The sequence below is a fragment of the Porphyromonas canoris genome, from assembly GCF_000765975.1.
Taxonomy (GTDB): Bacteria; Bacteroidota; Bacteroidia; order Bacteroidales; family Porphyromonadaceae; genus Porphyromonas_A; species Porphyromonas_A canoris.
The window spans coordinates 141,295-168,290 of the sequence record NZ_JQZX01000006.1 but is presented as its reverse complement, the minus strand read 5'-3'; the positions used below and the strand labels follow the sequence as shown (position 1 = coordinate 168,290).

Sequence of the window (26,996 nt, the reverse complement as noted above, 5' to 3'; positions counted from 1 at the left end):
AGAGCAAATCATATAGTACACAATGGAGAGACTAAGGAGTCATACAGGGATGCAGTGTAGCCTTGCCCAAGTCTGTAACACGGGCGGATCTTGCTCCTTTTCCTTTTTCTGCTCTTACGATATTTCCTCAATTTACTGTTAGGGTAGCCGAGTTGTTCGGTTACCCTTTTTTGTATTAAAGAACCAAGATGAAGAGATCAAGAACAATCTACAAGAATGCAACTGTGTACCGCACAGATAAGAAAGAGCTGGGACGCTTCGACGTAGCAGTGAGAGACGGAAAGATAGAGGCAGTGGAGGCGGTGATAGAACCTATGGAGCCGGAAGAGCAAGTGATAGATCTTTCCGGTCTTACGCTGTTGCCCGGTTTGGTAGACGTTCATGTGCATATGCGTGAACCCGGATTCTCCGAGAAAGAGACCTATGCCACCGGAACGGCTGCCGCTGCTCATGGCGGATTTACCGCTATCTGTCCGATGCCGAACCTCAATCCTGCACCTGACAGCAGCGAGACACTGGCGGTACAGGAGCGTATGATAGAGGAGCAGGCTGTGGTAAAGGTCTATCCGATAGGTTGTATCACGATAGGACAGAAGGGTGGAGGAACTCTTGTGGACTTTGCCGGGATAGAGTCAAGAGTGGCAGGATTTTCCGATGATGGCAGAGGCGTGCAGGAAGATGCCTTGATGGAAGAGGCGATGCGCCGATGCGCCGTGGTGGACAGACCCATTGTGGCTCACTGCGAAGTGGAAGAGCTGATAAAGGGAGGATATATCCACGATGGAGAGTACTGCAAAGCTCACGGACACAAAGGGATCTGCTCGGAAAGCGAGTGGCTTCAGGTCAAGAGGGATATAGAGTACAGCGAACGCACCGGCTGTCAGTATCATGTTTGCCATGTCTCTACAAAAGAGAGCGTGGAGCTTATCCGACAAGCCAAAGCAAAAGGTTTGCGTGTGAGTGGAGAGACGGCTCCGCACTATCTTCTTCTTACCGATGTAGAGATAGAAGAGGATGGAAGATTTAAGATGAATCCGCCTATCAGAAGCAAAGAAGACCAAGAAGCACTCTTCAAAGGTGTTATGGATGGCACATTGGAGTGTATTGCCACGGATCATGCACCGCATACGGCAGAGGAAAAGAGCCGTGGACTGGCAGGAAGCAATATGGGTATTGTCGGACTGGAAACAGCATTCCCTCTCATGTACAAGTATTTTGTCGTTGCAGGAAAGATGTATCTTGAACATCTTATGGACTTGATGGCGAACAATCCTCGCCGTCTGTTCCGTATAGATGGTGGTACTGCCGTGGGAGATAGCGCGGATTTTGTGGTGATGGACTTGGATGCGAAGTACAAGGTAGATCCCGAAACATTCCTCTCCAAAGGTAGAGCCACTCCGTTTACCGGATGGGATGTACAGGGTAAAACGATGCTCACCGTAGTTTCGGGTAAGCATGTCTATGTAGATAACAAGATGTCAGAAAGACTTTAACAGATATATTTTTTCAGAAGATGACGACAACGATAAAGCCATACACCGCAAAGATCGTCCTCAGCGACGGCAGGGAGTTTTATGGTTACGGCTTTGGAGCCAAAGTAGAAGCAATCCGGGAGTTGGTCTTCGATACTGCCATGGTTGGTTATCAGGAGATCCTCTCCGATCCGGCTTACGTGGATCAGGCGGTGGTGCTTACATACCCACTTATAGGAAACTATGGCGTGGCGGATGAAGACTATGAAGCAAAGTATCCTGTAGCAGGAGGATTTGTGGTAAGAGAGTACAACGACTCTCCCAGCAACTTCAGATATACCAAAACGCTGAGTGAAGTGATGGAGGAGTACAATATTCCCGGAATAGCGGGAGTGGATACCCGTGCCCTGACACGCATAATAAGACAAGAGGGTGCACAGAAAGTGCTCTTTACTTCACCCGATACACCGGTAGAAGAGGCTAAGGCAAAGTTGGACGCTTGGGCGCTTCCGACAGACGGTGTCTCTCGTGTAAGCTGTAAGAAAAGATGGCTGACCCGTACACCCGGACATATCTACGATGTGGTCGTGCTTGATTTGGGCGTGAAGTATAATGTCATCAGAAGTCTTAACAGACGAGGCTGCAATGTTACGATAGTGCCTTTCGATACAACGGCGGAAGAGATTCTCGCCTTTGCTCCGGACGGTATAGTCCTTGCCGGCGGACCCGGTAATCCTGCCGATCTTCCAAGTGTGCTGGAGACGATAGAACAGCTCAAGGGGAAAGTGCCGATGCTGGGAATCTCTCTCGGACATACGCTCATCGGACACGCTTATGGTGCAACATCTTACAAGATGCGTGTGGGTCATAGAGGATCTTTCCCAGTTAAGGATCTACGAACAGGCAGGGTAAAGATGGCAGCGGAAAATCATGGATATTCCATGAGAGAGGGTAGCCTGATGGGCACAAAGCTTGTGGCTACTCACCGCAATGTGGTACTGAAGGATATTGAGGGGATGATCTGCGAAGAGGATAAGGTGATGACAACACAGTTCTGCCCGGAAAGTAATCCGGGTCCAACAGATTACAGAGAGGTGTTTGACGGTTTTATAGATCTGATGAAAAAATAAGTAGAAGATGCCAAAGAGAACAGACATAAAGAAGATAATGGTGATAGGCTCCGGTCCTATCGTGATAGGTCAGGCTGCGGAGTTTGACTACGCAGGAACACAAGCCTGCATCGCCTTGAAAGAAGAGGGGTATGAAGTGATTCTTCTCAACTCCAATCCGGCAACAATCATGACGGATACCAACATGGCAGATAAAGTCTATATGGAGCCTCTTACACTGGAATATGCCGCAAAGATCATTCGCTATGAGAGACCCGATGCCCTTCTTCCAAGCTTGGGAGGTCAGACAGGGCTTAATCTGTCCATGCAGCTTGCCAAGAAAGGTATATTGGACGAGTGTAAGGTAGAGATGCTTGGTACTTCTCTTACCTGTATAGAGAGGGCGGAAGACAGAGATCTCTTTAAGGAGTTGTGCAAAGGGCTGGGTGAACCGGTGCTTCCGTCCAAGATCGCTCACACCATAGAAGAGGGTGTGGAAGTGGCTGCGGAAATCGGATATCCGGTGGTGCTTCGTCCTGCATTCACACTCGGAGGTACCGGTGGTGGTTTTGCAGATGATGAGGAAGAGCTTAGAGAGCTTATGCGCAATGCACTATTCCTCTCTCCCGTTCATCAGGTTCTTATAGAGAAGAGCATCAAAGGCTACAAGGAGATTGAATTTGAGGTGATGCGAGACAGCAACGACACCGCAATGGCAATCTGTAGCATGGAGAATATAGATCCGGTAGGCGTACACACGGGAGACTCTATCGTGGTAGCACCAAGCCAGACACTGACCAATAAGGAGGTGCAGATGTTGCGAGACAGTGCCCTTCGTATCATCCGTGAACTGAAGATAGAGGGAGGATGTAACGTGCAGTTTGCTTTGGATCCACTCTCTTTCAACTACTATTTGATAGAGGTCAATCCTCGTGTTTCTCGCTCTTCGGCTTTGGCTTCCAAGGCAACAGGCTATCCGATAGCTCGTGTTACGGCAAAGGTTGCTGTGGGAATGCATCTGGATGAAATCCTTATCAAGGATCTGCCGGCTTGCTGTGAGCCTACGATAGACTATGTTGTAACAAAGGTGGCTCGCTTCCCATTCGATAAGTTCAGCGATGCTTCCAATGTACTCGGTACGCAGATGAAAGCCACCGGAGAGGTGATGAGTATCGGACGTACCATGGAAGAGTCTTTCCTTAAGGCTATCCGCAGTTTGGAGCAGGGCGTATGCCACGTTCACAAGAAAAGCTTCGACGACAAAACCTCTGCGGAACTTCTTGAATACATCAAGACTCCGACCGATGAACGTATCTATGCCATAGCTCAACTTATCCGAAACGGCGTAGACCTTTCTCTTATCTACAACAATACGAAGATAGACTTGTTTTTCCTTGAGAAGTTCAAAAACATAGTGGAACATGAGGCTTTGGTCCGTAATAATGTCAGGGATGCCGCTGTTCTGAAAGAGGTGAAGAAGCTGGGCTTTAGTGATCAGTATGTGGGAATGCTCTGGAACATGAGTCAGGAAGAGATGTATCTTTTCCGCAAAGAACACCGCATCTATCCGGTCTATAAGATGATGGATAGCTGTGCAGGGCAGACCGATAGGGATATTCCTTACTTCTATTCTACTTATGAGAACGAGTCGGAATCCACTCCGAGCGACAAGAAAAAGATTCTCGTATTGGGTTCAGGTCCTATACGTATCGGGCAAGGAGTGGAGTTTGATTACTCTACCGTTCATGCCGTGTGGTCTATCAGAGAAGCCGGTTATGAGGCTATCATCATCAACAATAACCCGGAAACCGTATCTACGGACTATACTACAAGCGATAAGTTATACTTTGAACCGCTCACGGTGGAAGATGTCATGAATGTGTACGATCTGGAAAAACCTGTCGGCACTATCGTGTCTCTCGGAGGACAGACAGCGATTAACCTTGCAGAGCCACTACATAAACTTGGTGTGCCCATTATCGGTACCGATGTGGAGGCAATACGCAACGCAGAAGACCGTGGATGCTTTGAGCGCATCATGGAAGAGCTGAAAATCCCTCAACCGGAAGCGGAAGCCGTAACCAACATAGAGGATGGTGTGAAAGCAGCAGCACGCATAGGCTATCCGGTACTCGTGAGACCGAGCTACGTTCTTGGTGGTAGAGCCATGCAGATAGTATCCAATGAGGAGAGACTGCGCCACTATCTCCAAAATGCGGTAGAGCTTAACACCGATCAGCCGGTGCTTGTGGACAGATATATTATAGGTAAAGAGCTTGAGATAGATGCCATCTGTGATGGAACGGATGTCTTTATACCGGGTATCATGGAGCACGTGGAGAGAACAGGTATCCACTCCGGAGACTCCATCAGTGTCTATCCGACATTCTCGGTAAGCCAGAAAGTGAAAGAGACCATCCTTGAATACTCCAAGCAGTTGGGCTTGCGAATCGGTATAAGAGGGCTGTTCAATATCCAGTTTATCGTGGACGACAAAGAAGAGGTTTACGTCATCGAGGTTAATCCTCGCTCTTCACGTACTGTGCCGTTCTTGTCCAAAGCAACCGGAATCCAGATGGCTCACTTGGCTACACAGGTTATGCTGGGCAAGAGTCTGAAAGAACTTGGATACAGCTCCGAGTATCCGGCAGAAAAGAAGCGTTGGTATGTGAAAGCTCCGACATTCTCCTTTGCTAAAATAAGGGGTATGGACTCTTATCTCAGCCCGGAAATGAAATCCACCGGCGAGGCTATCGGGTACGACAAAACGCTTACCCGTGCCTTGTACAAAGCTCTCCAGGCTACGGGAATGAATGTGGCAAACTACGGAACCGTGATCGTTACACTTGCCGATGCTGCCAAGGAGAAAGCTCTTCCACTCATAAGACGTTTTTATAACCTTGGCTTTAACATAGAAGCTACTACCGGTACGGCAAAATATTTGAGAGACAACGGAATCCGGACACGTACACTGCACAAGCTGAGCGAGGGTAGTACAGAGATTATAGACTCTCTAAGACAAGGCTATGTGAGCTACGTGATCAACTCGATAGATGTAAATCAGCACAATACTCGTCTGGATGGCTACGAAATACGTAGAGCCGCCGTGGAGAACAACGTTACCGTCTTCACTGCGCTGGAAACCGTGAAAGTATTGTTGGATGTGCTGGAAGAGATCACTCTGAAAGTTTCGACCATAGATGCCGAATAAATAAAACGGATATAATGTACAAGAAAGGAAGATATACTATCCTTAGTAATGTCAATATCGCCAAGGATGTCTGGCAGATGATATTGGAGGGAGATACCCGGTATCTTTCCCGTCCTGGTCAGTTCGTCAATATCCTTGTTCAAGGGCATTTCCTGCGTCGTCCCATCTCTGTATGCGACTATGATGCCGGCACTATGACCCTTATATATAAGGTCTTTGGCTCCGGAACGGAGGCACTCTCCAAGATGAATGCAGGAGCCGAGCTTGACCTCCTGACAGGTCTTGGCAACGGTTTCGATATATCTGTACCTGCTTCCCGTCCGCTTCTTGTGGGCGGCGGAGTGGGTGTACCTCCCCTTTACAGGCTTTGTAAGGAGCTTGCCGATAAGGGCTCTGCACCAATCGTAGTGTTGGGTTTTAATACGGAGAAAGAGATCTTCTATGCCGATAAATTTGCCGAGATTCCCGGAACAACGGTACTTGTCGCTACGATGGATGGTAGTTGCGGATTCAAAGGATTGGTTACGGACCTTATCATGAACAACCCGGAGTGTCGGAGTATAGACTATCTTTTCACCTGCGGACCGACGCCCATGCTGAAAGCTCTCCATGCTCTGCCTTTCACCGGACAGTTCTCTTTTGAAGAGAGAATGGGCTGCGGCTTTGGAGGATGTATGGGATGCACACACAAGACAACGGAAGGATACAAGCGAGTTTGCTTGGAAGGTCCTGTATTCAGAAAGGAGGAGATCGTATGGTAGACTTATCTGTGAATCTTAGCGGAGTGGAGTTGGATAATCCCATCATCCCTGCAAGCGGAACATTCGGGTTCGGTCAGGAGTACGCTCCTTTTTATGATCTCAACATTCTTGGCTCCATATCTTTCAAGGGAACTACGAAAGAACCTCGATTCGGTAACCCTACCCCGCGCATCGCAGAGTGCACGGAGGGAATGCTCAATGCGGTCGGACTGCAAAATCCCGGCGTTCATAAGGTGATAGAAGAGGAACTTCCCCGACTGGCAAAGATCTTCAAGAAACCGTTGGTGGCTAATATCAGCGGATTTTCATTGGAAGAGTATGTCTACTGCACCGAGTTGATGAGCGAAGTGGAGCAGGTCGGCATCATCGAGATCAACGTCAGCTGCCCCAACGTCAAGCATGGAGGGATGAGTTTTGGCACTTGTCCCGATCAAGCCGCACTCGTAACCAAGCATGTGAAAGCCGTAAGCAAAAAACCGGTTTATATCAAATTGAGCCCGAACGTTACGGATATCGTCTCCATCGCAAAGGCATGCGAAGCGGAAGGTGCAGATGGTCTTTGTCTGATCAATACGCTTTTGGGCATGCGCTTTGACCTCAAAAAGCGTCGTCCTGTCCTTGCCAACGGCACGGGCGGATTCTCAGGACCTGCGATATTTCCCATAGCTCTTCGCATGGTGTATCAGACACACAAGGCGGTCTCGATCCCCATCATGGGATGCGGAGGTGTGATGACGGCGCGAGATGTCCTGGAGATGATGATGGCAGGAGCTACTGCGGTGCAGGTCGGATCCGCCAATCTCATCAATCCCTATGCCTCTAAGGAGATCATCGAAGCGCTTCCGGCGGAGATGGAGAAGCTGGGCATCTCATCCCTCAGGGAGATTATCGGTGTGGCAGAATAAGAGTAAAAGAACACTATTATAGTCAGAAACAGAACAACATGGCAAAAGATGTAATCATAGCTTGCGACTTTGAGAGCGCAGAGGCTACGCTCCGTTTCCTGGATCTTTTCCGGAACGAGAAGCCTTATGTCAAGATCGGGATGGAGCTTTACTACGCTGCAGGTCCCGAAATCGTAAGAGAGATAAAGAAGCGCGGACACAAGATTTTCTTGGATCTCAAGCTCCACGACATACCCAATACCGTAAAGAAAGCGATGGCTGTCCTCTCCAAGCTGGATGTGGATATGACTAACGTTCATGCTGCCGGTACGGTGGAGATGATGCGTGCCGCCGTTGAGGGACTCACCAGACCGGATGGCTCTCGTCCGCTGCTCATTGCGGTAACGCAGCTTACGTCCACTTCGCAGGAGCGCATGAATGAAGATCTGCTCATACAAGGCGATATCAACGACGTCATAGCTCACTATGCAAAAAATGCCGAGCGTGCCGGACTCGATGGCGTGGTCTGCTCTCCGCTCGAAGCGGCGGGTGTGAAAGAAGCAACACACCCCTCTTTCCTGACCATCACGCCCGGTGTACGCTTTGCTGATGGGGATAAAGGCGATCAGGTACGCGTAACCACCCCCGAACGTGCTCGCGAAATCGGGTCGGACTATATCGTGGTGGGGCGTCCCATCACTGCCGCTCCCGATCCGGTGGAGGCTTATCGGAGGGTCTGTCAAGACTTCTTGCAGCGATGAAAAAAGTCGCATCCTGAAAACGTGTACAGCGTTCTGATTTTTAGCTTGATGTAAAGGAATTGAAATTTCCTTTCGGAAAAGGCGAAATTTCTTTGCGGACGAAAATAAATTTCTATGCGGAAAGAAATTTTTCTCCTTGCGGAAGAAGAAAAAACGGATCCGCCCGAATGATAAAAAACAGCAATGACAATCTCCAAATTCGGAGAGACCGACTGCACGCTTTTTCACCCTCGGCACAACATATACATTCACCTCAAAACAGATATTAAAGAAGACATGGAAAATCTATCAAGAGATATAGCGGAAAAACTCCTCTCTATCAGAGCAGTTTTTTTGAGCCCGAAAGCTCCTTTTACGTGGGCAAGCGGTATCAAGAGCCCCATCTACTGCGACAATCGCCTCACTTTGAGCTATCCGAAGATTAGGGAAGCGGTGGAGGAAGGACTCGCAACTCTCATCCGCGAACACTATCCGGACGTGGAGGTGCTCATGGGAACATCCACCGCCGGCATCGCTCATGCAGCCATCACAGCCACCATTCTCGATCTGCCCATGGGCTATGTCCGCAGCGGTGCCAAGGACCACGGACGCACCAATCAGATCGAAGGATACCTTGAACCGGGGCAAAAAGTTGTCGTCGTCGAAGACCTTATATCCACAGCCGGCTCCTCTTTGGACGTCGTAGAGGTATTGCGTCAAGCCGGAGCAGACGTGCTCGGCATCGTGAGCATCTTCACCTATGGGATGAAGAAGGGCATCGACCGCCTCGAAGCCGCCGGTGTCAAAAATGTCTCCCTCTCCAACGTGGACACTCTCGTGGAAGTTGCCGTGGAGAAAGGGTACATCGCGCCCGAAGAGAAGGAACAGGTGATCGCCTTCCGTAACAACCCTTCGGACGAATCTTGGATCAGACAGTAATCCCTAACCTCTCCTTTCTCATGAGACACTGTATAGAACCTACCGATTTTACTTCGCAAGAAGTGCGAGACCTCATCGCCCTTGCCGAAGATATGATAGCCCGCCCGGCTGCCTATGCCGAAGTGTGTAGGGGAAAGAAGTTGGCAACGCTCTTCTACGAGCCGAGCACACGCACCAGACTCAGCTTCACGGCTGCGATGATGGAGCTTGGAGGAAATGTTCTCGGCTTCTCCGATGCGCGCAACTCCTCCGTCTCCAAAGGCGAGACCGTTGCCGACACGGCTCGTGTCGTATCCACCTATGCAGACATCATAGCCATGCGACACTTTAAGGAGGGTGCCGCCCTGGTCGCATCGCAGTACGGCTCCATCCCGGTCATTAACGCCGGAGACGGTAGCCACTCTCATCCCACACAGACACTAACGGATCTTCTGACGATTCATCGTGAACTGGGCAGACTCGACAAGCTCACCATCGGTCTTTGCGGAGACCTCAAGTATGGGCGCACGGTGCATTCTCTCATCAAAGCAATGTCCGGATTCGAGAACATACACTTCGTTCTCATCTCGCCCGACTCGCTCCGCCTGCCGGACTATATGCGGAAAGAGCTGGAGCGTCAGGCAAGTCTCTCCTATACCGAAAGCGACAGCATCGAAACCGTTATCGGGACGTTGGACATTCTCTACATGACACGCGTACAGAAAGAACGCTTTTCGGACATCGCCGAATACGATCGGGTTAAGGATCTCTACATCTTGGACGAAGAAAAGATGGCGCTTGCCCCTAAAAGGATGATCGTCCTGCATCCACTTCCACGCGTGAACGAAATATCACCGGAGATAGACAACGACCCTCGAAGTGCCTACTTCCGACAAGTGGCAAATGGCAAATACATCCGCATGGCACTTATCCTTACACTCCTCCGAGCCGCCGAAGGTATCGCCTTGGAGCCTAAAGTGCCACGCATTGCACATGGAACGCACAGAGGAGATCACCGCTGTTCCAATCCGGTCTGCATCACTGCCTCCGAGCCGCTTTATGCTCAGTACATCGAGCACAATGGCGAAAAGCTCTGCGCATACTGCGAAAACTTTATCGGGTAGCATTCCCGCCGAAAAATATACAAAAGAGCATTCTAAGTTTTGGCTTGGGATGCTCTTCTGTTTTTGGGGAACTTTTATATAAAAACGACCTCTCCGAAATTCGTCCGAAATCTCCTCTTTCTTCCCCTTTTTCCTCCTCCTAAAATTTGAAGATCGCAATAAGATTCTAACAATTAGGTAGATATGAAAAATCTTGAATTTGGAAAAAATTTTTTCTCAGTCCATTTCATGGGGCTTTTTCGCGTTAATATATGCGAATTTTAACAGAGGAATATGCAAATAAACTTTAACTTGATTTTATGCCCCAAAACGGCAAAAAGAGGGTGAAAATTCTTAATATTCTAATTCTCAGTATTATAAGTGAAAATTCTTAACACGTTAATCGAATCCGGTAAACGTGTTTAATGAAATCGGTAAACGTGTTCGTTGAAAAATTAAACACGTTAAGCCGAAAGAATATGCNACACGTTAATCGAATCCGGTAAACGTGTTTAATGAAATCGGTAAACGTGTTCGTTGAAAAATTAAACACGTTAAGCCGAAAGAATATGCTTGTTTAGTGTTTTGAGTGAACATGTATCGGAATTTGTGTTAACAAAATGGGTTGAATTTAACAATTCGGTCGTGCTCTCAAAACACCTCCTCCGAGTGAAATAGAAAGAGGGTAGAGGGGAGGGATGGAATATATAAAAATGGAGCTTTAGAACCTTATTACAAACAGTCCCAAACTTTATACTAAAAGTCCGGGACTGTTTGCTTTTGGTGTTATTGCTTATTTCCTATTTACTTCTCCGAGTATGATAGCAGGCGTTGATCGCCTTCCAGTTTGCGCAGTTCGGTAATATCTTGCGTTACTTCCACTACTCCGAGATACTCTCCATCTGTTCCTCGCAGAGCGGTGTACTCTATATAGATAAATCTGCCCATGAAGTTGGAGAGCCAAAAAGCGGCTTTGTTCTCGGCTCCGGACTTGAAGTCGTTGATGATTTGTTCTACTATGTGAACGCTGTGAGGAGGATGACACATTCGGACATCCCTGCCTATGATGGAACGGTTACGCTCAAAGACACGCTTCGGACTATGGGAGAAGAACTTTACTTTATCCTCTTTGTCCACAAAGGTGATATCTATCGGTAGGGTAACGAAGAGGCTTTCGAGCTCTTTCATATCGAAGCTACCGGATGACAGTCTTATGGCATCACCGGAAAGGTAAGTGGGTTCGTTTGCTACTTCTTCCGTGGGTTGCCATTCGGTTGTAGGGTCATAAAGACAGAAGCCGAACTGGGGTGTTTCGACATAGATGCTGTACCACTCTTTTTCCGAAAGGGTGTCCATGCACATCGGGAGCAGGATCTCTTCCTCTTTCATGATCATTCCTTGTATTGCCTCAATAGCGGGTACGATAACGTCCGGTACTGCTGCGCAAAACTCCTGAATGGTAGGCATCGGTTTGCGACCCAATAGTTCGTGTGCGGCTTTAAGGTAGGCACGAGTTTCGTCATGCTTGCCCCACATTACTTTTGGAGGCCCTGTGATGCCGGCTTTTTCGAGGTAAGGGAAGAGGGCGTACTCTTTTCGGAGGTAGTGTTTATTTACATCGGAGAGTTCGTTAAAGAGTGCATGTATCTGCAAGAGACTCTTTTCCCAATCGTTTGGATCGAGTTTGGGCAGATTTTCCAGTATCTCTTCTATCTTCACTATCCGAGCTTCCAACGCTCTGTTTTCTTGCTTGAACGTGTCTACCGGATGCCCCGGAGGAACATTCTTAGCGTGTGAAGTGTCTATGCTGCCATCGAGTACTGCGGCGTGTATATCGCATAACTTCAAGATCTCACTCTCAGGGAGACCTTCGGCTATCAGCTCTTGCTCTACCTCCACAACCTCGTTGTAGGGAACGGCTTTCAGCATCTCCATGAGTCTTTTCTTCACTTGTTCGGGTGCTGTACCTCGGTGAAGTTCGAGGATAAGATGCTTGAGCATCTCTTTTCTTTGGGATGAGTTGTTGATATATTCGCTCATGGTTTACTTTCCTTTAATCATTGTCAAAACCATCTTAAAGCTTTCCACCGCTTGCAGAGCGTGCGGAACGTTGGCAGGCATGATGATGATCTCACCGGCTTTCACGCTATGAGGTTTTCCGCCTATACGTATCTCTGCTTCTCCTTCTATGATCTGTACCAAAGCGTCAAAGGGTGCAGTGTGTTCGCTTAGTCCTTGTCCTTTGTCGAATGAGAAGAGTGTAACGTTGCCTACATCGTTTTTGAGTATCTGCTTGCTTATGATTCCTCCTTCGGAGTATTCGATTTCGTTAGAAAGACCAAATACGGTTGCAGAGGGAAATGTTGCTCTTTTTTCCATAATTCTAATTGGTTTGAGTGTTTGTTTATGCAAATATAGGAGACTTCTTTATTGTTTATCGTGATTTATGTTACAGCTTTTCGAGAGATTTATTTGCTACTTTTGCACGAAAACAGATACTCATCTAAAAACAGATTTCTACTGATATGAACAGGGCTTTTAAGAAGTACCACAAATGGATAGGGCTGTTTGTTTGCTTCTTTATTATTCTGTCTGCTCTTTCCGGCATTGTTCTCAATCACCGGAGAGCGGTTTCACGCATAGATATTCCAAGATCGGCACTGCCGGCGAGTTATGGTTACACCAACTGGAACAACGGAGCAGTGAAAGGGACTATCAGGCTTGGTGGAGACTCCGTACTGCTCTACGGCACTGCCGGGATGTTGTTGTCCGACACATTGCATCGCTCCTTTGCGGCGTTTAATGCCGGTCTTCTCACGGGCGCAGATAATAGAATCGTGAACAGAGTAGTATCCACACCGGATGAGCAGCGGTATGCAATCACCACATTCGATCTGTACAGACTTGGCGCAGATAACCGATGGGAAAATCTCACAGCACGTGCAGGGATAGATGAACGTATATCCGACCTCACGGTCAAAGGTGATACGCTGGTTGTGCTGACCCGTTCCAAGGTGTATCATGCCGCTTATCCTTACCTCTCTTTTCACTCTCACGAAATCAAAGAGCCGGAAGGATACGTTGCGAAAACCTCTCTGTTCCGTACATTTTGGCTGCTACACAGTGGCGAGCTATTCGGTCTGCCGGGACAGCTATTGGTTGATTTTCTTGGGGTACTGCTTATAGTGATGTGCTTGACCGGGATAGCATTCACCTTCATCCCGAAACTCGTTCGTTACAGACGCAAGAAACAGCTGGCGATAAAACCTGCAATGAATGCTCTCAAGCTCTCTATCAAGTGGCACAATAAGGTTGGCGCACTCTTCTTGGTGCTCTTCCTTGTTCTGGGCATTACGGGTACTTTTTTGCGTCCTCCGCTTCTGATTGCCATTATCCGCTCTGACGTGAAACCTCTGCCCGGCTCTGTGCTGGACGATCCTAACCCTTGGAGGGACAAACTGCGCAATTTGCGTTACGATGCCAACACTTCCGACTGGCTGTTGTACACCTCTTCCGGATTTTTCTCTCTTGCTTCTTTGGATGCTGTTCCTCGCCCTGTCGCTTACACTCCTCCCGTCAGTGTGATGGGTATAAACTGTATGGAGCCTGCTCCAAACGGCTGGACGGTGGGATCTTTCAGTGGACTTTTTTCTTGGGATAGGGTCAATGGTGTTATCACGGACCGTCAGACCGGAGAGGTGGTACCGAAAAAGAGAAAGCCTGCAGGCAGACCTGTATTTAATAATCAGGTCAGCGGATACAGTAGAGACTTTTCTGCCGGCAAAGAGATTGTGTTCAGCTATAATACCGGAGCGCAAACATCGGACGGATCAGCCTTTGCAGAGATGCCGGAGATCCTTAAAAAAGGAAGACTCTCACTATGGCATACTGCTTTGGAGATACACGTTGGGCGTGCATACAATCCGGTGATCGGGCCTTTCTCGGATCTCTTTATCTTTCTGTTCGGACTCCTTTTTACCTTTATTCTTATCTCAGGTTACATCGTTTACAGACACTCTTACAAGCGCAATAGAAAGAGAGGAGCAAAGAGTCGGAAGCCGTAATGGTCGAATTTCAGGAGCGTTTCTCTGTCGGGAAATTGATACTGAGCTGTTTGAATGTCTTCGTTCCGTCTTCAAACAGAATCTCTATCTTGATGATGTGTTTCAGCTCTTTTGTCGGTTTTTGGGCGATCTTCAGATGGCATAGCGTCATCTCGCCCAAGCCAAGAAGACGGCAAGAGGAGAAGTCGAACTTGGACAATAAACACTCTATCCTGCCTGCAAGCTCTTCCACATTAGGGTCTTCTTTTTTGATCGGCTCGAATTTTTGTTTCTTCTCATCCCAGGTGAACTCTTCCTTATACCCCGATTGGATGAACGGATCAAGAGCATTGGAGTAGAAGATTATAATGTCATTCAGAGAAGCTCCTGCCGGATGGGCATCGTCCCATGCCGCGTCACTTGTTACGTTTATCCCGGTAATGGCATTTGAGTTATAGTAGTATCTGTAGCTGCGACCAAAGGATCGGAAAGCATCTCCTTTGATAGTATAGGTAAGAGCATCGTACTTTGTATCCTTGTTTTTATTGCATAACGCCTTGTATCCGGCGAGATCTTCACCTTTGGAATCCCAGCCCAAAACCAGCACCGTATGTGCCCATCGGATGTTGATGGAGTTCTCATAGGAGTAATAGGTCGCTTCCAGATTTTTTGCATTATCCAGATAGCCCAATACGTAATGGGGGATATGTATCTTTCCTTCCTCGAATTGTCCGCGTCTGAATAGCCAATCACATCCTTGAAACATCAGTGCCACAAGAGCGGAAAGGAGTATAAAATATGCTTTTTTCATAGGTTGTTCTGTTGTTTTGAGACTGCTAGGTCTCGAATAAAACTCTCACACCCCACAAAGATACTATTTTATGTATTAGATGCCGAACCTTATATCGGGGAAATCTATCCTATTCCGAAGAGAGGTGTAGTGGAAAGTGTCTGTCCAGAAACTCTCTCAGCGGTTTTGGGAAAGCTATTCTGTTGTGCGACTCAAGCGGAATGGAAAAGAACGGAGGCATTGTCAGCCCTTCCTTTTTCTGCTCCGAAGTGTATATCTGTATGTTAAGTCTGCGGTGTGTCAGCTGGTGTGTCGTCTCCCATAACAGCTCATATCCCGGAGAGTCTATATCCTCCGGAGAAAGTGTTGGGAACTCATGCAACGCTTTCCAGATGCTCTTCTTGTCTCGCTGTCGCACTACCAGCTCTCCATCTTGAGAGAAGCAGAGGAGATAGCGGATGCTCTCCTCCTTTACTGCCACACGTTTCTCCTTTCTGGGCAGAAGATCCACCAGATCCGCTTTGCGAGCCAGACACTCACGCTCTAAGGGGCACTCTTGACAGACAGTCCCTTTCGGGCGACATTGCAATGCCCCAAAATCCATGATTGCCTGATTATAGAGAGCAGGTTCATTCTCATCCATGTACTCCTGAGCCATATCTGCAAAGAGCTTTTTCCCTGCGATGGTATCTATTGGAGTATCTATGCCGTTGAAGCGGGAAAGCACCCGATAAACATTTCCATCTACTACGGCAACAGCTTCACCGAATGCAATGGATGCAATAGCTGCAGCGGTGTATGCCCCCACACCTTTAAGCGTGAGCAGCTCTCGGTATGTGGAGGGAAAGATGCCCCCTTTCTCGTTGCAGATCTGCCTTGCTGCCTCCATCATGTTGTGCGCACGAGAGTAATAGCCCAACCCTTCCCACAGATGTAAGACCTCCTCTTCGGGAGCTTCCGCAAGCGATCGGACTGTCGGATAACGCTCTACAAAACGGAGATAGTAACCCCATCCCTGCTTTACCTGTGTCTGTTGGAGGATGATCTCGGATATCCATATCTTGTACGGATCTTGGGTCTGTCTCCAAGGCAGATCTCTACCGTTTTCCGAGTACCACCGTAAAAGAGAAGAGCGAAAGAGGCTTGCCCTTTCGCTCTTCTCTTTTGTTCTATTTTTCTCTACTCCTTTAAGGAACATCGGACACACTTAGATGTTGTACAATGAGCTTATAGACTCGTGGCAGGATACCCGCTTGATGGCTTCCGCAAACATATCCGCAACGCTGAGGATGCGTACATTATGGCACTCTTTGCGGTATGGAATGGAGTCTGTAAAGATCATTTCCGACAGTGCAGATGCTGCAACACGTTCGGTTGCCGGGTCGCTCATCACGGCGTGGCTGGCTATCGCACGGACGCTCTTCGCTCCATTTTCCAGCATGAGATTGGCTGCCTTGGTGATTGTTCCTGCTGTGTCCACGATGTCGTCGATAAGCAGAACATCTTTTCCTTCTACTTCCCCTATGATACGCATCTCTGCAACCTCATTGGCTTTAAGCCTGCTCTTGTGGCAGATAACCATTGGGACTCCCAGATAGCGGGCATAAGAGTTGGCACGCTTGGTACCACCCACATCCGGAGTTGCGATAACGAGATTGTCCATGCTCAATGTCTCCTGAATGTAGTTGGAGAAGACATTCGATGCGTAAAGGTGATCCACAGGGACATTAAAGAATCCCTGAATCTGATCGGCATGAAGGTCCATGGTGATCAAGCGACATATTCCGGCAGCACAAAGCATATCGGCTATCAGCTTGGCACCGATGGAGACACGAGGTTTATCCTTACGGTCTTGACGCGCCCAACCGAAGTAAGGGATGACAGCCACGATGTAGTGGGCACTTGCACGCTTTGCCGCATCTATCATCAGCAAAAGCTCCATAAGATTATCCGATGTCGGTACCGTACTCTGTACCAAATAGACATCTTTTCCACGAATGGACTCTTCATAATAGACACTGAATTCTCCGTCTGCGAATCGGTCTACTTGCATCTTTCCAAGTTCACAACCGAGGCTTTGACATATTTTTTCTGCCAAGTATCGGGAGTTTGTTCCTGAGAAGATCAGAAAATCTCGTTCTTTACTCATATTCAGATTTTAATAGGTATATGTAGAATATATGGGGTGTCCCAAATATGTTACAAAAATACAAACAATTTCTATAGGAGCAAGGCGGGAAGAGAAAAGCCTTGCAGGGTAAACGGAGTTCGGACAAAAGAGCTTTGTTTCCCCTCTTGGATAGTAGCTTTCTTGCCGGTTTGCTCTTCTCTTTTTCTCTCATTCCATGGTAAAAAAAGGGTCTGAGAGCATATAAAACTTCTTCTGAACAGGTAAAAAAGTCTCTTTGAACCTTATCAAATCCTCACTTCAAGGCTTGAATGGTAAAAATCAAGGCTCACTTTCTGCAATTCAGGTCTTGAATCTTGCTGTTCCAACCTTGATTTTCTTGTTTGAATCTGTTCAGACTCTTTTTTTATTACTATAAGAGAAAGTTTTGAACGGGATAAGAAAATAATTGCGCAGCGGATACAACCATAAAAAGAGAGGGCTACCCGATGAAAATATCGGATAGCCCTCTCTTCTGTTTGCGAATACGGAGTGTCGAATCCGCAGATATTTTAGAGGTTTACTTCTTAAACTCCAGCTTGGATAGCTTATTCCAGTGACCGCGAGTAAAGTCCGGAATCTCTACCGGAGCAGAACCGTTGTCGAGAGAAATCTCTGTAAGCGGAATCAGACAGCACCACTCTGCAAGGTCGTACACGTCCATATCCAAAGGAAGACCCTTTTGCAGACAGTAGATCAAGCGATAGTCCATGATGAAGTCCATACCACCGTGTCCTCCGACACGCTTTGCAGTCTCTTCAAGTTCTACATCCACGATCGGGTGGCGGTATTTTTCCATCAACTGCTTGCGTACTTCGTCCGGAACAAAGTTGTGTGTGTCGAGATCTTCGTGGTTCAGGGTAGTCTCCTTATCCAGATCCTTTCCGCTAAGAGCAAAGCCCGGAGTGGGATATTTATTGGCAAATCCTTTTGTCCCGGAGATTTGATACAGACGGTTATATGGTCTTGGAGAAGCAACGTCATGCTGAATCATGATGGTCTTACCCTTTTCGGTGCGGATCATTGTCATCGTATGGTCGCCGTTGCGGAAGTCTTTTACCTCTTCTCCTGTTCTCTCTTTGATAAGAGCCGGAATCTGCAAAGGCTTTGTGTCCATGCTGACAAGGTAGTTGAGTTTATCTCCACGGTGAATGTTCATCGCCTGACAAACCGGGCCGAGACCGTGTGTAGGATATACATCGCCTCTGTGCTTGCGGTTGTAGTCCAGTCTCCAGTCGTTCCAGTATGCGCTCCAGAAGTCGTTCAGAGAGTGGATATACGCGCCTTCGCCATGTATCACCTCACCAAGCAGACCTTGTTGAACCATGTTCAGAGTAGTAAGCTCGAAGAAGTCATATACGCAGTTTTCAAGCTGCATACAGTGTTTCCTTGTGCGTTCGGAAGTGTTGATAAGATCCCAAATCTCTTCCATGGTCATCGCAGCAGGTACTTCGATAGCCACGTGCTTGCCATCGTTCATCGCCTGAACACCCATCTTCGCGTGTGAAGACCAGTCTGTGGCGATGTAGATAAGATCCAGATTTTCCATTGCAGAGAGCTTACGCCATACGGCAGTGTCTCCATAAAATTCTTGAGCCTTGGGCAAGCCTGCTTCCACAAGCTTTGCATTGACCTTCTCTACACGATCCTGCTCTACGTCGCATAGTGCCACGATCTCCACTCCCGGTATGTTCATCATGCGATATACGGCACCGGGGCCTCTCATACCAAGTCCTATGAATCCGACTCTTACGGTAGGAAGCGGTTCGGTGGCAAGCTCCAATACGTGCTCCTGACCTGCCGGTCTTTCCGGGACTTCGACTTTAATGATGTTGTCTTTTTCGGACGTCGATTTCTCCGAAGGCGTACAAGCAAACATGGCTACTCCCATAAGAGCTGCCAACACTAAGCTTGTGAGCTGTTTAATCTTCATGTTCTTATAAGTTTTATGTGTTATGGAATATACGATTCTATGTTTGAGCCTCGTGGCAAAACATCCTCCCAAAGGTACAAAATAATGTTGAATAATAGCCTTTTAGAGGTTTTGCCTGCTTTTTATTTGGATGCCCCGGAAAGGCATTTCTCTATCTCATGACGGAGTAGAGAGGTTGGCAGCCCCATCACATTGTAGAAAGATCCTTCCACTTTCTCTACCGCTATGAGTCCTATCCACTCTTGTATGCCGTATGCACCGGCTTTGTCCAGAGGGGAGTAGGCGTCCACATAGTAGCGGATGGTCTCTTGGGAGAGGGGGCGAAAATATACTTTTGTCACGGCACTTGTCTTACAGACCCTCCCTTTATAGGATAGCACCACGCCGGTAATCACTTCGTGCATTTTCCCGGACAGAAGTGAGAGGATGCGTACAGCGTCTTCTTTATCTTTCGGTTTGCCTATGATCTCTCCATCGAGGAGGACTATCGTGTCTGCCGTAATGAGCAGCTCGTCTTTTGAAACCAACGGACCTATGGCACGAGCCTTTTTCTCTGCCAAAAATTCAGGGACTTTTCTTGGGTCCATCTCGGGAGAAAAGTCCTCTTGACAGGGTGCGGTGCGAACTTCTATCTTATACCCCATTTTCCGAAGAAGGTCTTTTCTTCTTGGGGAGCTGCTTCCAAGTATTATCTTAGTACGTGGCATATTTTGTTATTCTATATTTACCATCCAAAGGCATCCCCGGTTAGCCATAGCCCTTTGGCTTTCATCAACTGTTCCAATACGTCTCTGGCAACTCCCATGCCTCCTTCCACCGGAGAGATGTAGTGCGCTATTGCTTTCACTTCAGGAGCAGCATCGGCAGGTGCAACGGCGAGTCCGCTACGCGACATTACCGGTATGTCCGGAATATCATCGCCTACATAGATCACCTCATGAGGCTGTAGCCCGGTCTTTTGTAAGAAGTCTTCCCACTGCTCTGTCTTGTTGGAGGCTTTCATATAGACGTGCGTCATGCCGAGTGCATTGTATCGCAACGGCAGGGAGGGAGAATAGCCTCCTGTGATGATACCTAAAATGAGCCCTTGATCTGTGGCTTGCTTGATGGCATAGCCATCTCGAACATTCACGGTACGCTTTGGAATGCCACTCTCATCCATATCGATGGTGGTCTTGGAAAGTACTCCATCGACATCGAATATGACTGCTTTGAATGGTCTTAGGTCTTCTAAAATTCTACTCATCTGAATCTTTTGTGTGGTGCGACAACTGTTGGATGTTATGGCTAACGCTCCGATACACTTCGGTAAGCGAAGGCAAGCCCTCCTCTTCCAGCAGTGAAAGGTGGCGCGAAAGCACGTTACGGTCTCCTCTTACCGCAGGTCCGGTCTGGCTCTTATCCGCTCCCATCTCCATCGCTTTAGCCATGGTCTCTTGTATGAGAGGGTTCAGAAGGGTCTCTTCCAGTCCATACCTCTTGAGCAGAAGGGCTGCGGAGTGCAGCATGTTATTGGAAAAGTTGCAGGCGAAAACCGCAGCGAGGTGCAGGATGAGCCGTTCGCCGGAACCGGTCTCCCTGATCTGCTTGCTCTGAAGAGCAGAGGCAAGTGTCTGTATAGCCTCTTTTGCTTTTTCGTCGGAAGCCTCTACGAACAGAGGGACATCGGACATATCCAACGCTCTGGAGCGTGAAAACGTCTGCAACGGATAGAGCACACCGATATGGGGATGGGGAGAAAGTGTCTGCATGGGAATGCTTCCTGCCGTGTGCAGAAGCACTGCATCGGGAGAGATATGCCGGCAAAGCTGCCCGGCAAGAGCGGCTAAGGCGGTGTCCGTAACGGACAGGAGATAGATGTCTGCCGTTCGGGGAAGCTCTTCCACTCTTGTTACTCCTTTGGTGTCGAGCTTCCGAGCCAATGCTTCTGCGTGCTTTGCCGTGGCACTCATCACGCCCAAACATCGGAGATTTGCCTTTGAGAGAGCTGTCCCTATATGGGTCGCAACATTGCCGGAGCCGACAAGACAGAAGGTGTACATGGTGTAGTGAAATCAGTCTTCTATATCCTTGAACGTGTCTATGGATACACGTCCCCAGTCTATCTCTATATCACGGAATGCGAGATCTTCATCATTGGCAGGGACACCGAGTGCAAGGATGCAGAGGACTCCTATGCTCGGAGGGATGTTCAGTACTCTCTTCACGATGGCTTCGCTCTCTTCTCCTTCGGGAGAGGTGGAGTCTGCCACGTGTATCCAGCATGAGCCAAGCTCCAGATCGGTAACGGCGAGCTGCATCATAGTGGCAGCGATGGCGGCTTCTGCTTCCGGACGGCGCGACTTATTGAGATCCACAGCCACAACGATAGCCAACGGAGCTTCTGCCAAAAACTTACTGCCCATCTTCTTACTCTTGGACAACGCTTCCAGCGTGCTCTTATCTTCTACTACAATAAAACGTGTGGCGTTGGTACTCATCGAGGATGGCGCACGAAGCCCTACCTCTAATATCTCCTGTACAGCCTCTTGAGGGACAGGGACGGGCGCAAACTTGCGAATGCTTTTACGCTTGGAGGATATAAAATGTACGTGACTCATATCTTTCTTCTTTTGTTGTCTGTTAGGTGTCTGATGCCTGACACAAAACCTTGTTGTAAAGGCTTCACGAAGATAGTTATATTTTCCGTAAAAGAGGGAAGAGATGCTCTCTTCTCAACCTCTCTTTTAGGCTCTTTTAAGGGGAGCTTTTATATAAAAACGGAGAGCCGGCTCCTCTTTTTCTTGCTCCGATTTTTCTCCCGGTCGGAGAGCATGAAAAATGGAGAGGGTGTGCTAAGTGTTTTACATTCAGGTGTATATGGAAAATCGCGAATTTGGAAAAAATTTTTTCTCAGTCCGTTTCATGAGGCTTTTTCGCGTTAATAAGTATGAATTTTAACACCTATCTCTGTAAACGTTTCCTAATAAAGAAATTTGCCTTTTCAGGGGCATTTTAGGGTAAAAATGCGTAGTTTGTTGATTATTAGTGTTTTAATTGTTTTGGCTAAACACGTTAACCGAATCCGGTAAACGTGTTTAATGAAATCGGTAAACGTGTTCGTTGAAAAATTAAACACGTTAAGCNCCGGTAAACGTGTTTAATGAAATCGGTAAACGTGTTCGTTGAAAAATTAAACACGTTAAGCCGAAAGAATATGCTCGTTTAGCGTTTTGGCTTAACAGGTATCAAAATTTGTGTTAATAAAACAGGCCGATTTAACAAATCCGGCGCACCTCTGAAAACGACCCCTCTGATCAAAATAGAGAGAGGCAAAAAAGAGGGCTTTTTTCGGTACTAAATATATAAAAATAGAGGTGTGGCGCGGAATGGAAACGTAGGTTAAAAATAGGAAATTCGGGAAAGGTATCATCGTTTTTCTTTACATTCGTATATACAAACTGTTGTTTTATGTCGGATAAGAGAAGAACATTGATAACGGGAGCGTCCGGAGGTCTTGGTATGGAGATTGCCATGCTGATGGCAAGCAATGGTCATCACCTCGTTTTGGTAGCAAGAAACGAGGAGAGATTGCTTTCTTTGAAGCTCTACATAGAGCAGTCCTTCGGGATCTCTGCCGATATCGTTGCCATGGATCTTGCTCTTGTCGAGTCTCCTCGCAGGCTTTACGATCTGGTTAGAGAGCAAGGCTTCGAGATAGAGATCCTTGTAAACAATGCGGGGTTTGGCGATTTTGCTCCGTTTTGTACCTCCGATCTGAAAAAACAACAGGAGATGATCGCTCTGAACATCTCTGCCGTGGTGGAGCTTTGTCATCTTTTCGGACAGGAGATGGTATGGCTCAAAAGGGGACGGATACTGAATGTTGCCAGCATAGCAGCTTTTCAGCCCGGTCCGTACATGAGTATTTATTATGCGACAAAGGCGTTTGTCCTCTCTTTTTCCGAAGCTCTTGCAACAGAGCTGGAGGGAACGGGTGTTTCTGTGACGGCTTTATGCCCCGGACCTATACGGACGGGCTTTGAGGCGAGAGCCGATCTCTTGGCTTCGGGACTGTTTAGGAATCTAAAGGTGAGCGAGCCTCAAGATGTGGCGCGATTTGGTTACGAAGCAATGATGAGAGGGCAGGTGGTTGCCATTCATGGCGTATGGAACCGGCTGTTGGTCTTTTCGGGAAGATTTGCTCCAAGGAGTTGGGTACGGAATATGGTACGTCGCATACAAGCATAAACAGAACGGAAAAAAGTGTTACTATTGTCTCTCGAAAAGAGATAAGGCGTGAAGAAACGAAACGGAATAGAAAATAAGGATTAGAAAACAGACAGAAAGTTTTACACAATAGTCGCCCTTCGTGATAAAGCACCGACCTGTCGGTGGATCTTTGAGCATATAAAGTATGGAGAGCTTGTGATAGAAGAAAAGGGCGATGGTGGCAAAAAGATACTTTAGGTATGATGTACACAAAAGAAGAACATAGGGCTTCCCTGAGTGGAGCCATGCTGCTTCTCTTTTTGGTCGCTTTCGGAACGGTTTCTTGTAAGCAGGAGAGCGGTATTAAAGTGCCTCAAAAGAAAGAGCAGATCGGACTTACTTTTTCTGCAAACTTTGCAGACGAGAGTTTACGTGCCCTTGATGGAGAGTGGGCATCCGGAGATAAAATCGGAGTCTTTACGAGAATGAGCCGTCCGGAAGCTGTATGGAACAAAGGAGAGCTGATAGCAGATAATAATCTGTTTATAAATGAGACAGGCGGCAGCCGTGCCATTTTCCGCCCGGCTTCGAGTTCGGACGAGATACATCTGATGGAAGGGCAGAAGATAGACATACTTGCCTACTATCCGCATAGAACTCCCCTCGATGAGAAGAGTGTTTCGCTTTCCGTTTCGGATCAGTCTGCTCCGGAGCAGATCAATCTTCTATATGCCGATAATCTGAATGGTATCACCAGTAAAAGCAGTGCCGCGGATCTGGTCTTCCGCCATGCGTTGTCCAAAGTGCGTTTTAATGTGCGCTCTACCGATGGCTCTTCTCTTGAAGGACTGCAGGTAACTCTGCAGGGATTTCCTACAAAAGGGCGTTTTGACCTCCTCTCTCGCACATGGAGTATAGAGCCGGCAACCGGTGAGACTGTTACCGCCAAGATAGACGGAACAGGATCGGAGGTGAGAGCCGAAGCGTTCATCCTGCCTTCGGAAAAGAGTAGTGCAATGCGAGTGCTGTTTAAGCTGCCTTCCGGAAAAGAGTATATATGGAATATCCGTGTGGATAGCCATGCTTTTCAGATGGGATATGAATATAGTTATGGTATCAATCTTAAGCCGGGAGGACTTATCCCGGACGACAAGGTCGGTTATCGGGAGCTGCCCCAAAAGCGTTCTTTGCCCAATACGCTCGTTCATACTCACTTCTCAACCGAGCTGAATGGTGCAAGAAACTACACATTCCTGCTCGACACCAAGCTTAAGTTTGCCTATTGGGTGGCTTATCCTCTCCACGGATTCTATTTGGGCAACTTCAAGAGATTGAATAACTTTGACTTTGACCCCGATGTCCCGAAAGAGTATCAGGCTCGTCTTGATAAGAGAGGGTATCAGAGCAAGGATGGAATAAAGTATGATAGAGGGCATCAACTCCCAAGCGGAGACAGGACAGCAGGTCGAAAGCTGAACGATGCTACCTTCTATGCAACCAATATGACACCTCAAGCTAGCTATCTGAACCAACAGATCTGGCAGAGATTAGAGGGACAGATCAGAACATGGCAAGCCGGACTGGTTGCCAATGGAGTGGGAAAAGATACGCTATATGTGGTTACCGGAGCCGGTATGGAGGATGGCGAACCGGTACACATGGCTCAGGATAATGACGGACGCGATTGTCCTGCTCCGCACTATTACTATAAGGTGCTGGCTAAAATGGACAAACATGGAGAATTTCATACGATAGGATTTATCATGAAAAATACTTCCGAGATTTCAGGTGATAATTATATGAAATACAAGTGTACGGTAAAGGAGGTGGAAAGAAAGACCGGATTTACCTTTTTCCCATTCTTGAAAGATGAAGTGAAGAATAAAATAGAAGATCATCTTTGGTGATATATACAGAGTATTTATTGAGTTTTAATCCCATAAAATGAATTAAAAATGAAACTTAAACAACTACTATTAGGAGCTCTGGGCGTATTTGCCCTTGCTGCTTGTAACAGCAAGCCGGATATGCCGACGGATGGATTTGGAAAAGAACCTGTGGCTTTCAAATCGTCCATCATCGGTTCTACTTCTCGTTCAACAGAGACGGCTTTTGAAGCGAAAGATCAAATAGGCGTTTATATGCTGCCTGCTGCCGGAGAAGCAAAAGAAAATGCGGCATATATTACTGCCGAAGGTGGAGCAGAGGCTCTCTTCATCCCGAAGACGGAAGGCGATAAGATTCTTCTGCCAGAGGATGGAACGAATGTCGATTTCGTGGCTTATCATCCTTATCGAGCTGATGTGGAGCAGAAAAAGATCAAGTTGAATGTATCTAATCAGTCTGACCAAAAGGCTTTGGATTTGATTTATGCCAACAATCTGAAAGGAGTAAACAGTATGACTCCTACATCTCAGTTCAAACTCTCTTTCCGTCATCAAATGAGTTTTGTACAGTTTGTATTCACTCCGAAGGCTAAAGAGAAAATTGTAAAGATTCTTTCTGTCGGTATCTCCGGCTTCCATAAAAAGGGACAATTCAACCTTGAAGATGGAGCATTCTCCGATTATGAAGAGGCAGAAATGGTATGGGCGAAGCTCTCTGAAGACGGCTACTCGTTCTCTTCAGTCCTAATCCCTCAAAATGATGTGGAGATGAAGCTGTATCTTTCCGATACCGGCGGTAAGAAGTATCACTGCGATTTTAGCAGAATGAACTTTGAGAGAGGTAAGAGATACACCTTTACGCTGAATATCACACCGGAAGGAAATATCGAAGTGAACGAATTGGGTACCGTGATAGAGCCATGGAGCGATGTGGATGGCGGTACTCACGAGCTGCGTCCGGAAAAGAAAGAGTTTGCAATAACTCCTTCCGAAGCTACGATAGAAGCAGCCTCAACCACTCCGATAACCGTGAATGTAACAGCAGGAGAGGGTGTTGCCTGGAGTGCTTCAACATCGGAAAGCTGGGTGTCTGTATCTCCTCTTTCCGGTACCGGAAACGGACAGTTTGTGGTTTCTCCATCTCCCAATACCGACAGTCAAGAGCGTAAAGCAATCATCCGTGTACAGGCAGGAGAAGAGACATTGCAGTTTACTCTCACTCAAAAAGGTGTCAATCCGGATCCATCTCCCGAAGGAGCTCTTTTCAAAGAAGGGTTCGGCAATATGCCTAAAGGCTCAAAGGATAAAGCTGAAACGTTGGATGACCTATTGAAGTATATAGATACAGAAAACAGAGATAAGGGGTATCTTTATGAAATTTCCGGTGCAGATGTTCGTGCTACCTCTCATTTGGATGGGCATATCTGGCTTCCGGCGAATAAAGACACCTTCTTCCAAGTCGGTAATATCTCTGTTCCGGGAGAAGCAAATACACTTGTATTGACATTCGATCTCGCTACAAATAAGTCGGGGGATACAGAAAGTGTTTTGGAAGTGATACTAGGAGGTAAAACTCAAAAGGTATCTCTCACCAATCCTAAGCAGAACGAGTATCAGCAGAAGAGTGTCGAGATAGTCGCTCCGACACTGACAGAAGGAAAGATCTCCATTAAATTCAATTCAAAAGGAGCCGAAAATAAAAATGGTTTTAGAGTGGATAATATTGTTCTCAAGAAGAAGTAATAGATTCATCTGAAGAGAATATAATGATAGGGAGAGGTGTATAAA

Annotated in this window: 22 protein-coding genes; 12 read left to right on the top strand and 10 right to left on the bottom strand. The window is 47.4% G+C overall.

Going from position 1 to position 26,996, the window contains the following annotated elements; all coding sequences use genetic code 11:
• The first annotated feature begins 188 nt into the window (after positions 1-188).
• From HQ29_RS02225 to pyrB, 8 genes are all read left to right on the top strand, one after another.
• Positions 189-1,493 carry a dihydroorotase gene (locus HQ29_RS02225; protein WP_036867257.1) on the top strand — a complete coding sequence of 435 codons (1,305 nt, stop codon included), beginning with the start codon at positions 189-191 and terminating at the stop codon, positions 1,491-1,493.
• A gap of 20 nt (positions 1,494-1,513) precedes the next feature.
• Positions 1,514-2,602 carry a carbamoyl phosphate synthase small subunit gene (locus HQ29_RS02220; RefSeq protein ID WP_235300021.1) on the top strand — a complete coding sequence of 363 codons (1,089 nt, stop codon included), beginning with the start codon at positions 1,514-1,516 and terminating at the stop codon, positions 2,600-2,602.
• A 7-nt stretch (positions 2,603-2,609) separates the two neighbouring features.
• Entirely contained in the window at positions 2,610-5,792 is a 3,183-nt protein-coding gene (carB, locus tag HQ29_RS02215; protein ID WP_036867255.1) for a carbamoyl-phosphate synthase large subunit, read from the top strand.
• Between the two features lie 14 nt (positions 5,793-5,806).
• Positions 5,807-6,553 (top strand): dihydroorotate dehydrogenase electron transfer subunit, encoded by a 747-nt coding sequence (locus HQ29_RS02210; RefSeq protein WP_036867253.1) that lies wholly within the window; start codon positions 5,807-5,809, stop codon positions 6,551-6,553.
• On the top strand, positions 6,547-7,458 hold the full coding sequence (locus tag HQ29_RS02205; RefSeq protein WP_036867252.1) for a dihydroorotate dehydrogenase: 912 nt from the start codon (positions 6,547-6,549) through the stop codon (positions 7,456-7,458). Before HQ29_RS02210 ends, HQ29_RS02205 begins: the two co-directional genes overlap by 7 nt.
• A 38-nt stretch (positions 7,459-7,496) precedes the next feature.
• Positions 7,497-8,198 (top strand): orotidine-5'-phosphate decarboxylase, encoded by a 702-nt coding sequence (gene pyrF / locus HQ29_RS02200; protein WP_036867251.1) that lies wholly within the window; start codon positions 7,497-7,499, stop codon positions 8,196-8,198.
• Between the two features lie 276 nt (positions 8,199-8,474).
• The gene (gene pyrE, locus HQ29_RS02195) at positions 8,475-9,116 is read left to right on the top strand and encodes an orotate phosphoribosyltransferase (RefSeq protein ID WP_036867329.1); all 642 of its coding nucleotides are present in this window, start codon (positions 8,475-8,477) and stop codon (positions 9,114-9,116) included.
• A 20-nt stretch (positions 9,117-9,136) separates the two neighbouring features.
• Positions 9,137-10,219 (top strand): aspartate carbamoyltransferase, encoded by a 1,083-nt coding sequence (gene pyrB, locus HQ29_RS02190; RefSeq protein ID WP_036867250.1) that lies wholly within the window; start codon positions 9,137-9,139, stop codon positions 10,217-10,219.
• Positions 10,220-11,002: 783 nt separating this feature from the next.
• On the opposite strand, the gene HQ29_RS02185 is transcribed toward pyrB, so the two are convergent.
• Both HQ29_RS02185 and HQ29_RS02180 read right to left on the bottom strand, forming a co-directional pair.
• Entirely contained in the window at positions 11,003-12,238 is a 1,236-nt protein-coding gene (locus HQ29_RS02185; protein ID WP_036867249.1) for a DUF438 domain-containing protein, read from the bottom strand.
• Between the two features lie 3 nt (positions 12,239-12,241).
• Positions 12,242-12,577, bottom strand: coding sequence for a cupin domain-containing protein (locus tag HQ29_RS02180; protein ID WP_036846882.1), 336 nt, complete (start codon positions 12,575-12,577; stop codon positions 12,242-12,244).
• Positions 12,578-12,723: 146 nt separating this feature from the next.
• Between HQ29_RS02180 and HQ29_RS02175 the strand changes: the two genes are divergently transcribed.
• A complete protein-coding gene (locus HQ29_RS02175; RefSeq protein WP_036789469.1) occupies positions 12,724-14,262 on the top strand; it encodes a PepSY-associated TM helix domain-containing protein in 1,539 nt (512 codons plus the stop codon).
• 10 nt (positions 14,263-14,272) lie between these two features.
• Here HQ29_RS02175 and HQ29_RS02170 read toward each other — a convergent pair whose 3' ends face one another.
• The 8 genes from HQ29_RS02170 to HQ29_RS02135 form a co-directional block, all read right to left on the bottom strand.
• Positions 14,273-15,052 carry a hypothetical protein gene (locus HQ29_RS02170; protein ID WP_036867248.1) on the bottom strand — a complete coding sequence of 260 codons (780 nt, stop codon included), beginning with the start codon at positions 15,050-15,052 and terminating at the stop codon, positions 14,273-14,275.
• Positions 15,053-15,161: 109 nt separating this feature from the next.
• Entirely contained in the window at positions 15,162-16,229 is a 1,068-nt protein-coding gene (gene mutY / locus HQ29_RS02165) for an A/G-specific adenine glycosylase (RefSeq protein ID WP_036867247.1), read from the bottom strand.
• Between the two features lie 9 nt (positions 16,230-16,238).
• A complete protein-coding gene (locus HQ29_RS02160) occupies positions 16,239-17,180 on the bottom strand; it encodes a ribose-phosphate pyrophosphokinase (protein WP_036789478.1) in 942 nt (313 codons plus the stop codon).
• Between the two features lie 538 nt (positions 17,181-17,718).
• Positions 17,719-19,131: a Gfo/Idh/MocA family protein gene (locus tag HQ29_RS02155; protein WP_036789481.1), complete on the bottom strand. Its 1,413-nt coding sequence runs from the start codon at positions 19,129-19,131 to the stop codon at positions 17,719-17,721.
• Between the two features lie 122 nt (positions 19,132-19,253).
• A complete protein-coding gene (locus HQ29_RS02150; protein ID WP_036789482.1) occupies positions 19,254-19,838 on the bottom strand; it encodes a Maf family nucleotide pyrophosphatase in 585 nt (194 codons plus the stop codon).
• Positions 19,839-19,855: 17 nt separating this feature from the next.
• Positions 19,856-20,377 carry a KdsC family phosphatase gene (locus HQ29_RS02145; protein ID WP_036789483.1) on the bottom strand — a complete coding sequence of 174 codons (522 nt, stop codon included), beginning with the start codon at positions 20,375-20,377 and terminating at the stop codon, positions 19,856-19,858.
• Positions 20,370-21,173: a Rossmann-like and DUF2520 domain-containing protein gene (locus HQ29_RS02140; protein ID WP_036867244.1), complete on the bottom strand. Its 804-nt coding sequence runs from the start codon at positions 21,171-21,173 to the stop codon at positions 20,370-20,372. Before HQ29_RS02140 ends, HQ29_RS02145 begins: the two co-directional genes overlap by 8 nt.
• Before the next feature lie 12 nt (positions 21,174-21,185).
• Positions 21,186-21,731, bottom strand: coding sequence for a nitroreductase family protein (locus HQ29_RS02135; protein ID WP_036867242.1), 546 nt, complete (start codon positions 21,729-21,731; stop codon positions 21,186-21,188).
• 850 nt (positions 21,732-22,581) lie between these two features.
• On the opposite strand from HQ29_RS02135, the gene HQ29_RS02130 reads away from it, so the two are divergent.
• The 3 genes from HQ29_RS02130 (at position 22,582) to HQ29_RS02120 (ending at position 26,951) form a co-directional block, all read left to right on the top strand.
• Positions 22,582-23,361 (top strand): SDR family NAD(P)-dependent oxidoreductase, encoded by a 780-nt coding sequence (locus HQ29_RS02130; RefSeq protein ID WP_036867240.1) that lies wholly within the window; start codon positions 22,582-22,584, stop codon positions 23,359-23,361.
• A gap of 221 nt (positions 23,362-23,582) precedes the next feature.
• Positions 23,583-25,229 carry a DNA/RNA non-specific endonuclease gene (locus HQ29_RS09815; protein WP_052089697.1) on the top strand — a complete coding sequence of 549 codons (1,647 nt, stop codon included), beginning with the start codon at positions 23,583-23,585 and terminating at the stop codon, positions 25,227-25,229.
• A gap of 48 nt (positions 25,230-25,277) precedes the next feature.
• Positions 25,278-26,951 (top strand): fimbrillin family protein, encoded by a 1,674-nt coding sequence (locus HQ29_RS02120; protein ID WP_036867238.1) that lies wholly within the window; start codon positions 25,278-25,280, stop codon positions 26,949-26,951.
• Positions 26,952-26,996 lie beyond the last annotated feature (45 nt).

Coding starts and splice junctions, on each gene's coding strand:
- HQ29_RS02225 (WP_036867257.1), top strand. CDS start 189: ATGAAGAGATCAAGAACAATCTACAAGAATGCAACTGTGTACCGCACA.
- HQ29_RS02220 (WP_235300021.1), top strand. CDS start 1,514: ATGACGACAACGATAAAGCCATACACCGCAAAGATCGTCCTCAGCGAC.
- carB (WP_036867255.1), top strand. CDS start 2,610: ATGCCAAAGAGAACAGACATAAAGAAGATAATGGTGATAGGCTCCGGT.
- HQ29_RS02210 (WP_036867253.1), top strand. CDS start 5,807: ATGTACAAGAAAGGAAGATATACTATCCTTAGTAATGTCAATATCGCC.
- HQ29_RS02205 (WP_036867252.1), top strand. CDS start 6,547: ATGGTAGACTTATCTGTGAATCTTAGCGGAGTGGAGTTGGATAATCCC.
- pyrF (WP_036867251.1), top strand. CDS start 7,497: ATGGCAAAAGATGTAATCATAGCTTGCGACTTTGAGAGCGCAGAGGCT.
- pyrE (WP_036867329.1), top strand. CDS start 8,475: ATGGAAAATCTATCAAGAGATATAGCGGAAAAACTCCTCTCTATCAGA.
- pyrB (WP_036867250.1), top strand. CDS start 9,137: ATGAGACACTGTATAGAACCTACCGATTTTACTTCGCAAGAAGTGCGA.
- HQ29_RS02185 (WP_036867249.1), bottom strand. CDS start 12,238: ATGAGCGAATATATCAACAACTCATCCCAAAGAAAAGAGATGCTCAAG.
- HQ29_RS02180 (WP_036846882.1), bottom strand. CDS start 12,577: ATGGAAAAAAGAGCAACATTTCCCTCTGCAACCGTATTTGGTCTTTCT.
- HQ29_RS02175 (WP_036789469.1), top strand. CDS start 12,724: ATGAACAGGGCTTTTAAGAAGTACCACAAATGGATAGGGCTGTTTGTT.
- HQ29_RS02170 (WP_036867248.1), bottom strand. CDS start 15,052: ATGAAAAAAGCATATTTTATACTCCTTTCCGCTCTTGTGGCACTGATG.
- mutY (WP_036867247.1), bottom strand. CDS start 16,229: ATGTTCCTTAAAGGAGTAGAGAAAAATAGAACAAAAGAGAAGAGCGAA.
- HQ29_RS02160 (WP_036789478.1), bottom strand. CDS start 17,180: ATGAGTAAAGAACGAGATTTTCTGATCTTCTCAGGAACAAACTCCCGA.
- HQ29_RS02155 (WP_036789481.1), bottom strand. CDS start 19,131: ATGAAGATTAAACAGCTCACAAGCTTAGTGTTGGCAGCTCTTATGGGA.
- HQ29_RS02150 (WP_036789482.1), bottom strand. CDS start 19,838: ATGCCACGTACTAAGATAATACTTGGAAGCAGCTCCCCAAGAAGAAAA.
- HQ29_RS02145 (WP_036789483.1), bottom strand. CDS start 20,377: ATGAGTAGAATTTTAGAAGACCTAAGACCATTCAAAGCAGTCATATTC.
- HQ29_RS02140 (WP_036867244.1), bottom strand. CDS start 21,173: ATGTACACCTTCTGTCTTGTCGGCTCCGGCAATGTTGCGACCCATATA.
- HQ29_RS02135 (WP_036867242.1), bottom strand. CDS start 21,731: ATGAGTCACGTACATTTTATATCCTCCAAGCGTAAAAGCATTCGCAAG.
- HQ29_RS02130 (WP_036867240.1), top strand. CDS start 22,582: ATGTCGGATAAGAGAAGAACATTGATAACGGGAGCGTCCGGAGGTCTT.
- HQ29_RS09815 (WP_052089697.1), top strand. CDS start 23,583: ATGATGTACACAAAAGAAGAACATAGGGCTTCCCTGAGTGGAGCCATG.
- HQ29_RS02120 (WP_036867238.1), top strand. CDS start 25,278: ATGAAACTTAAACAACTACTATTAGGAGCTCTGGGCGTATTTGCCCTT.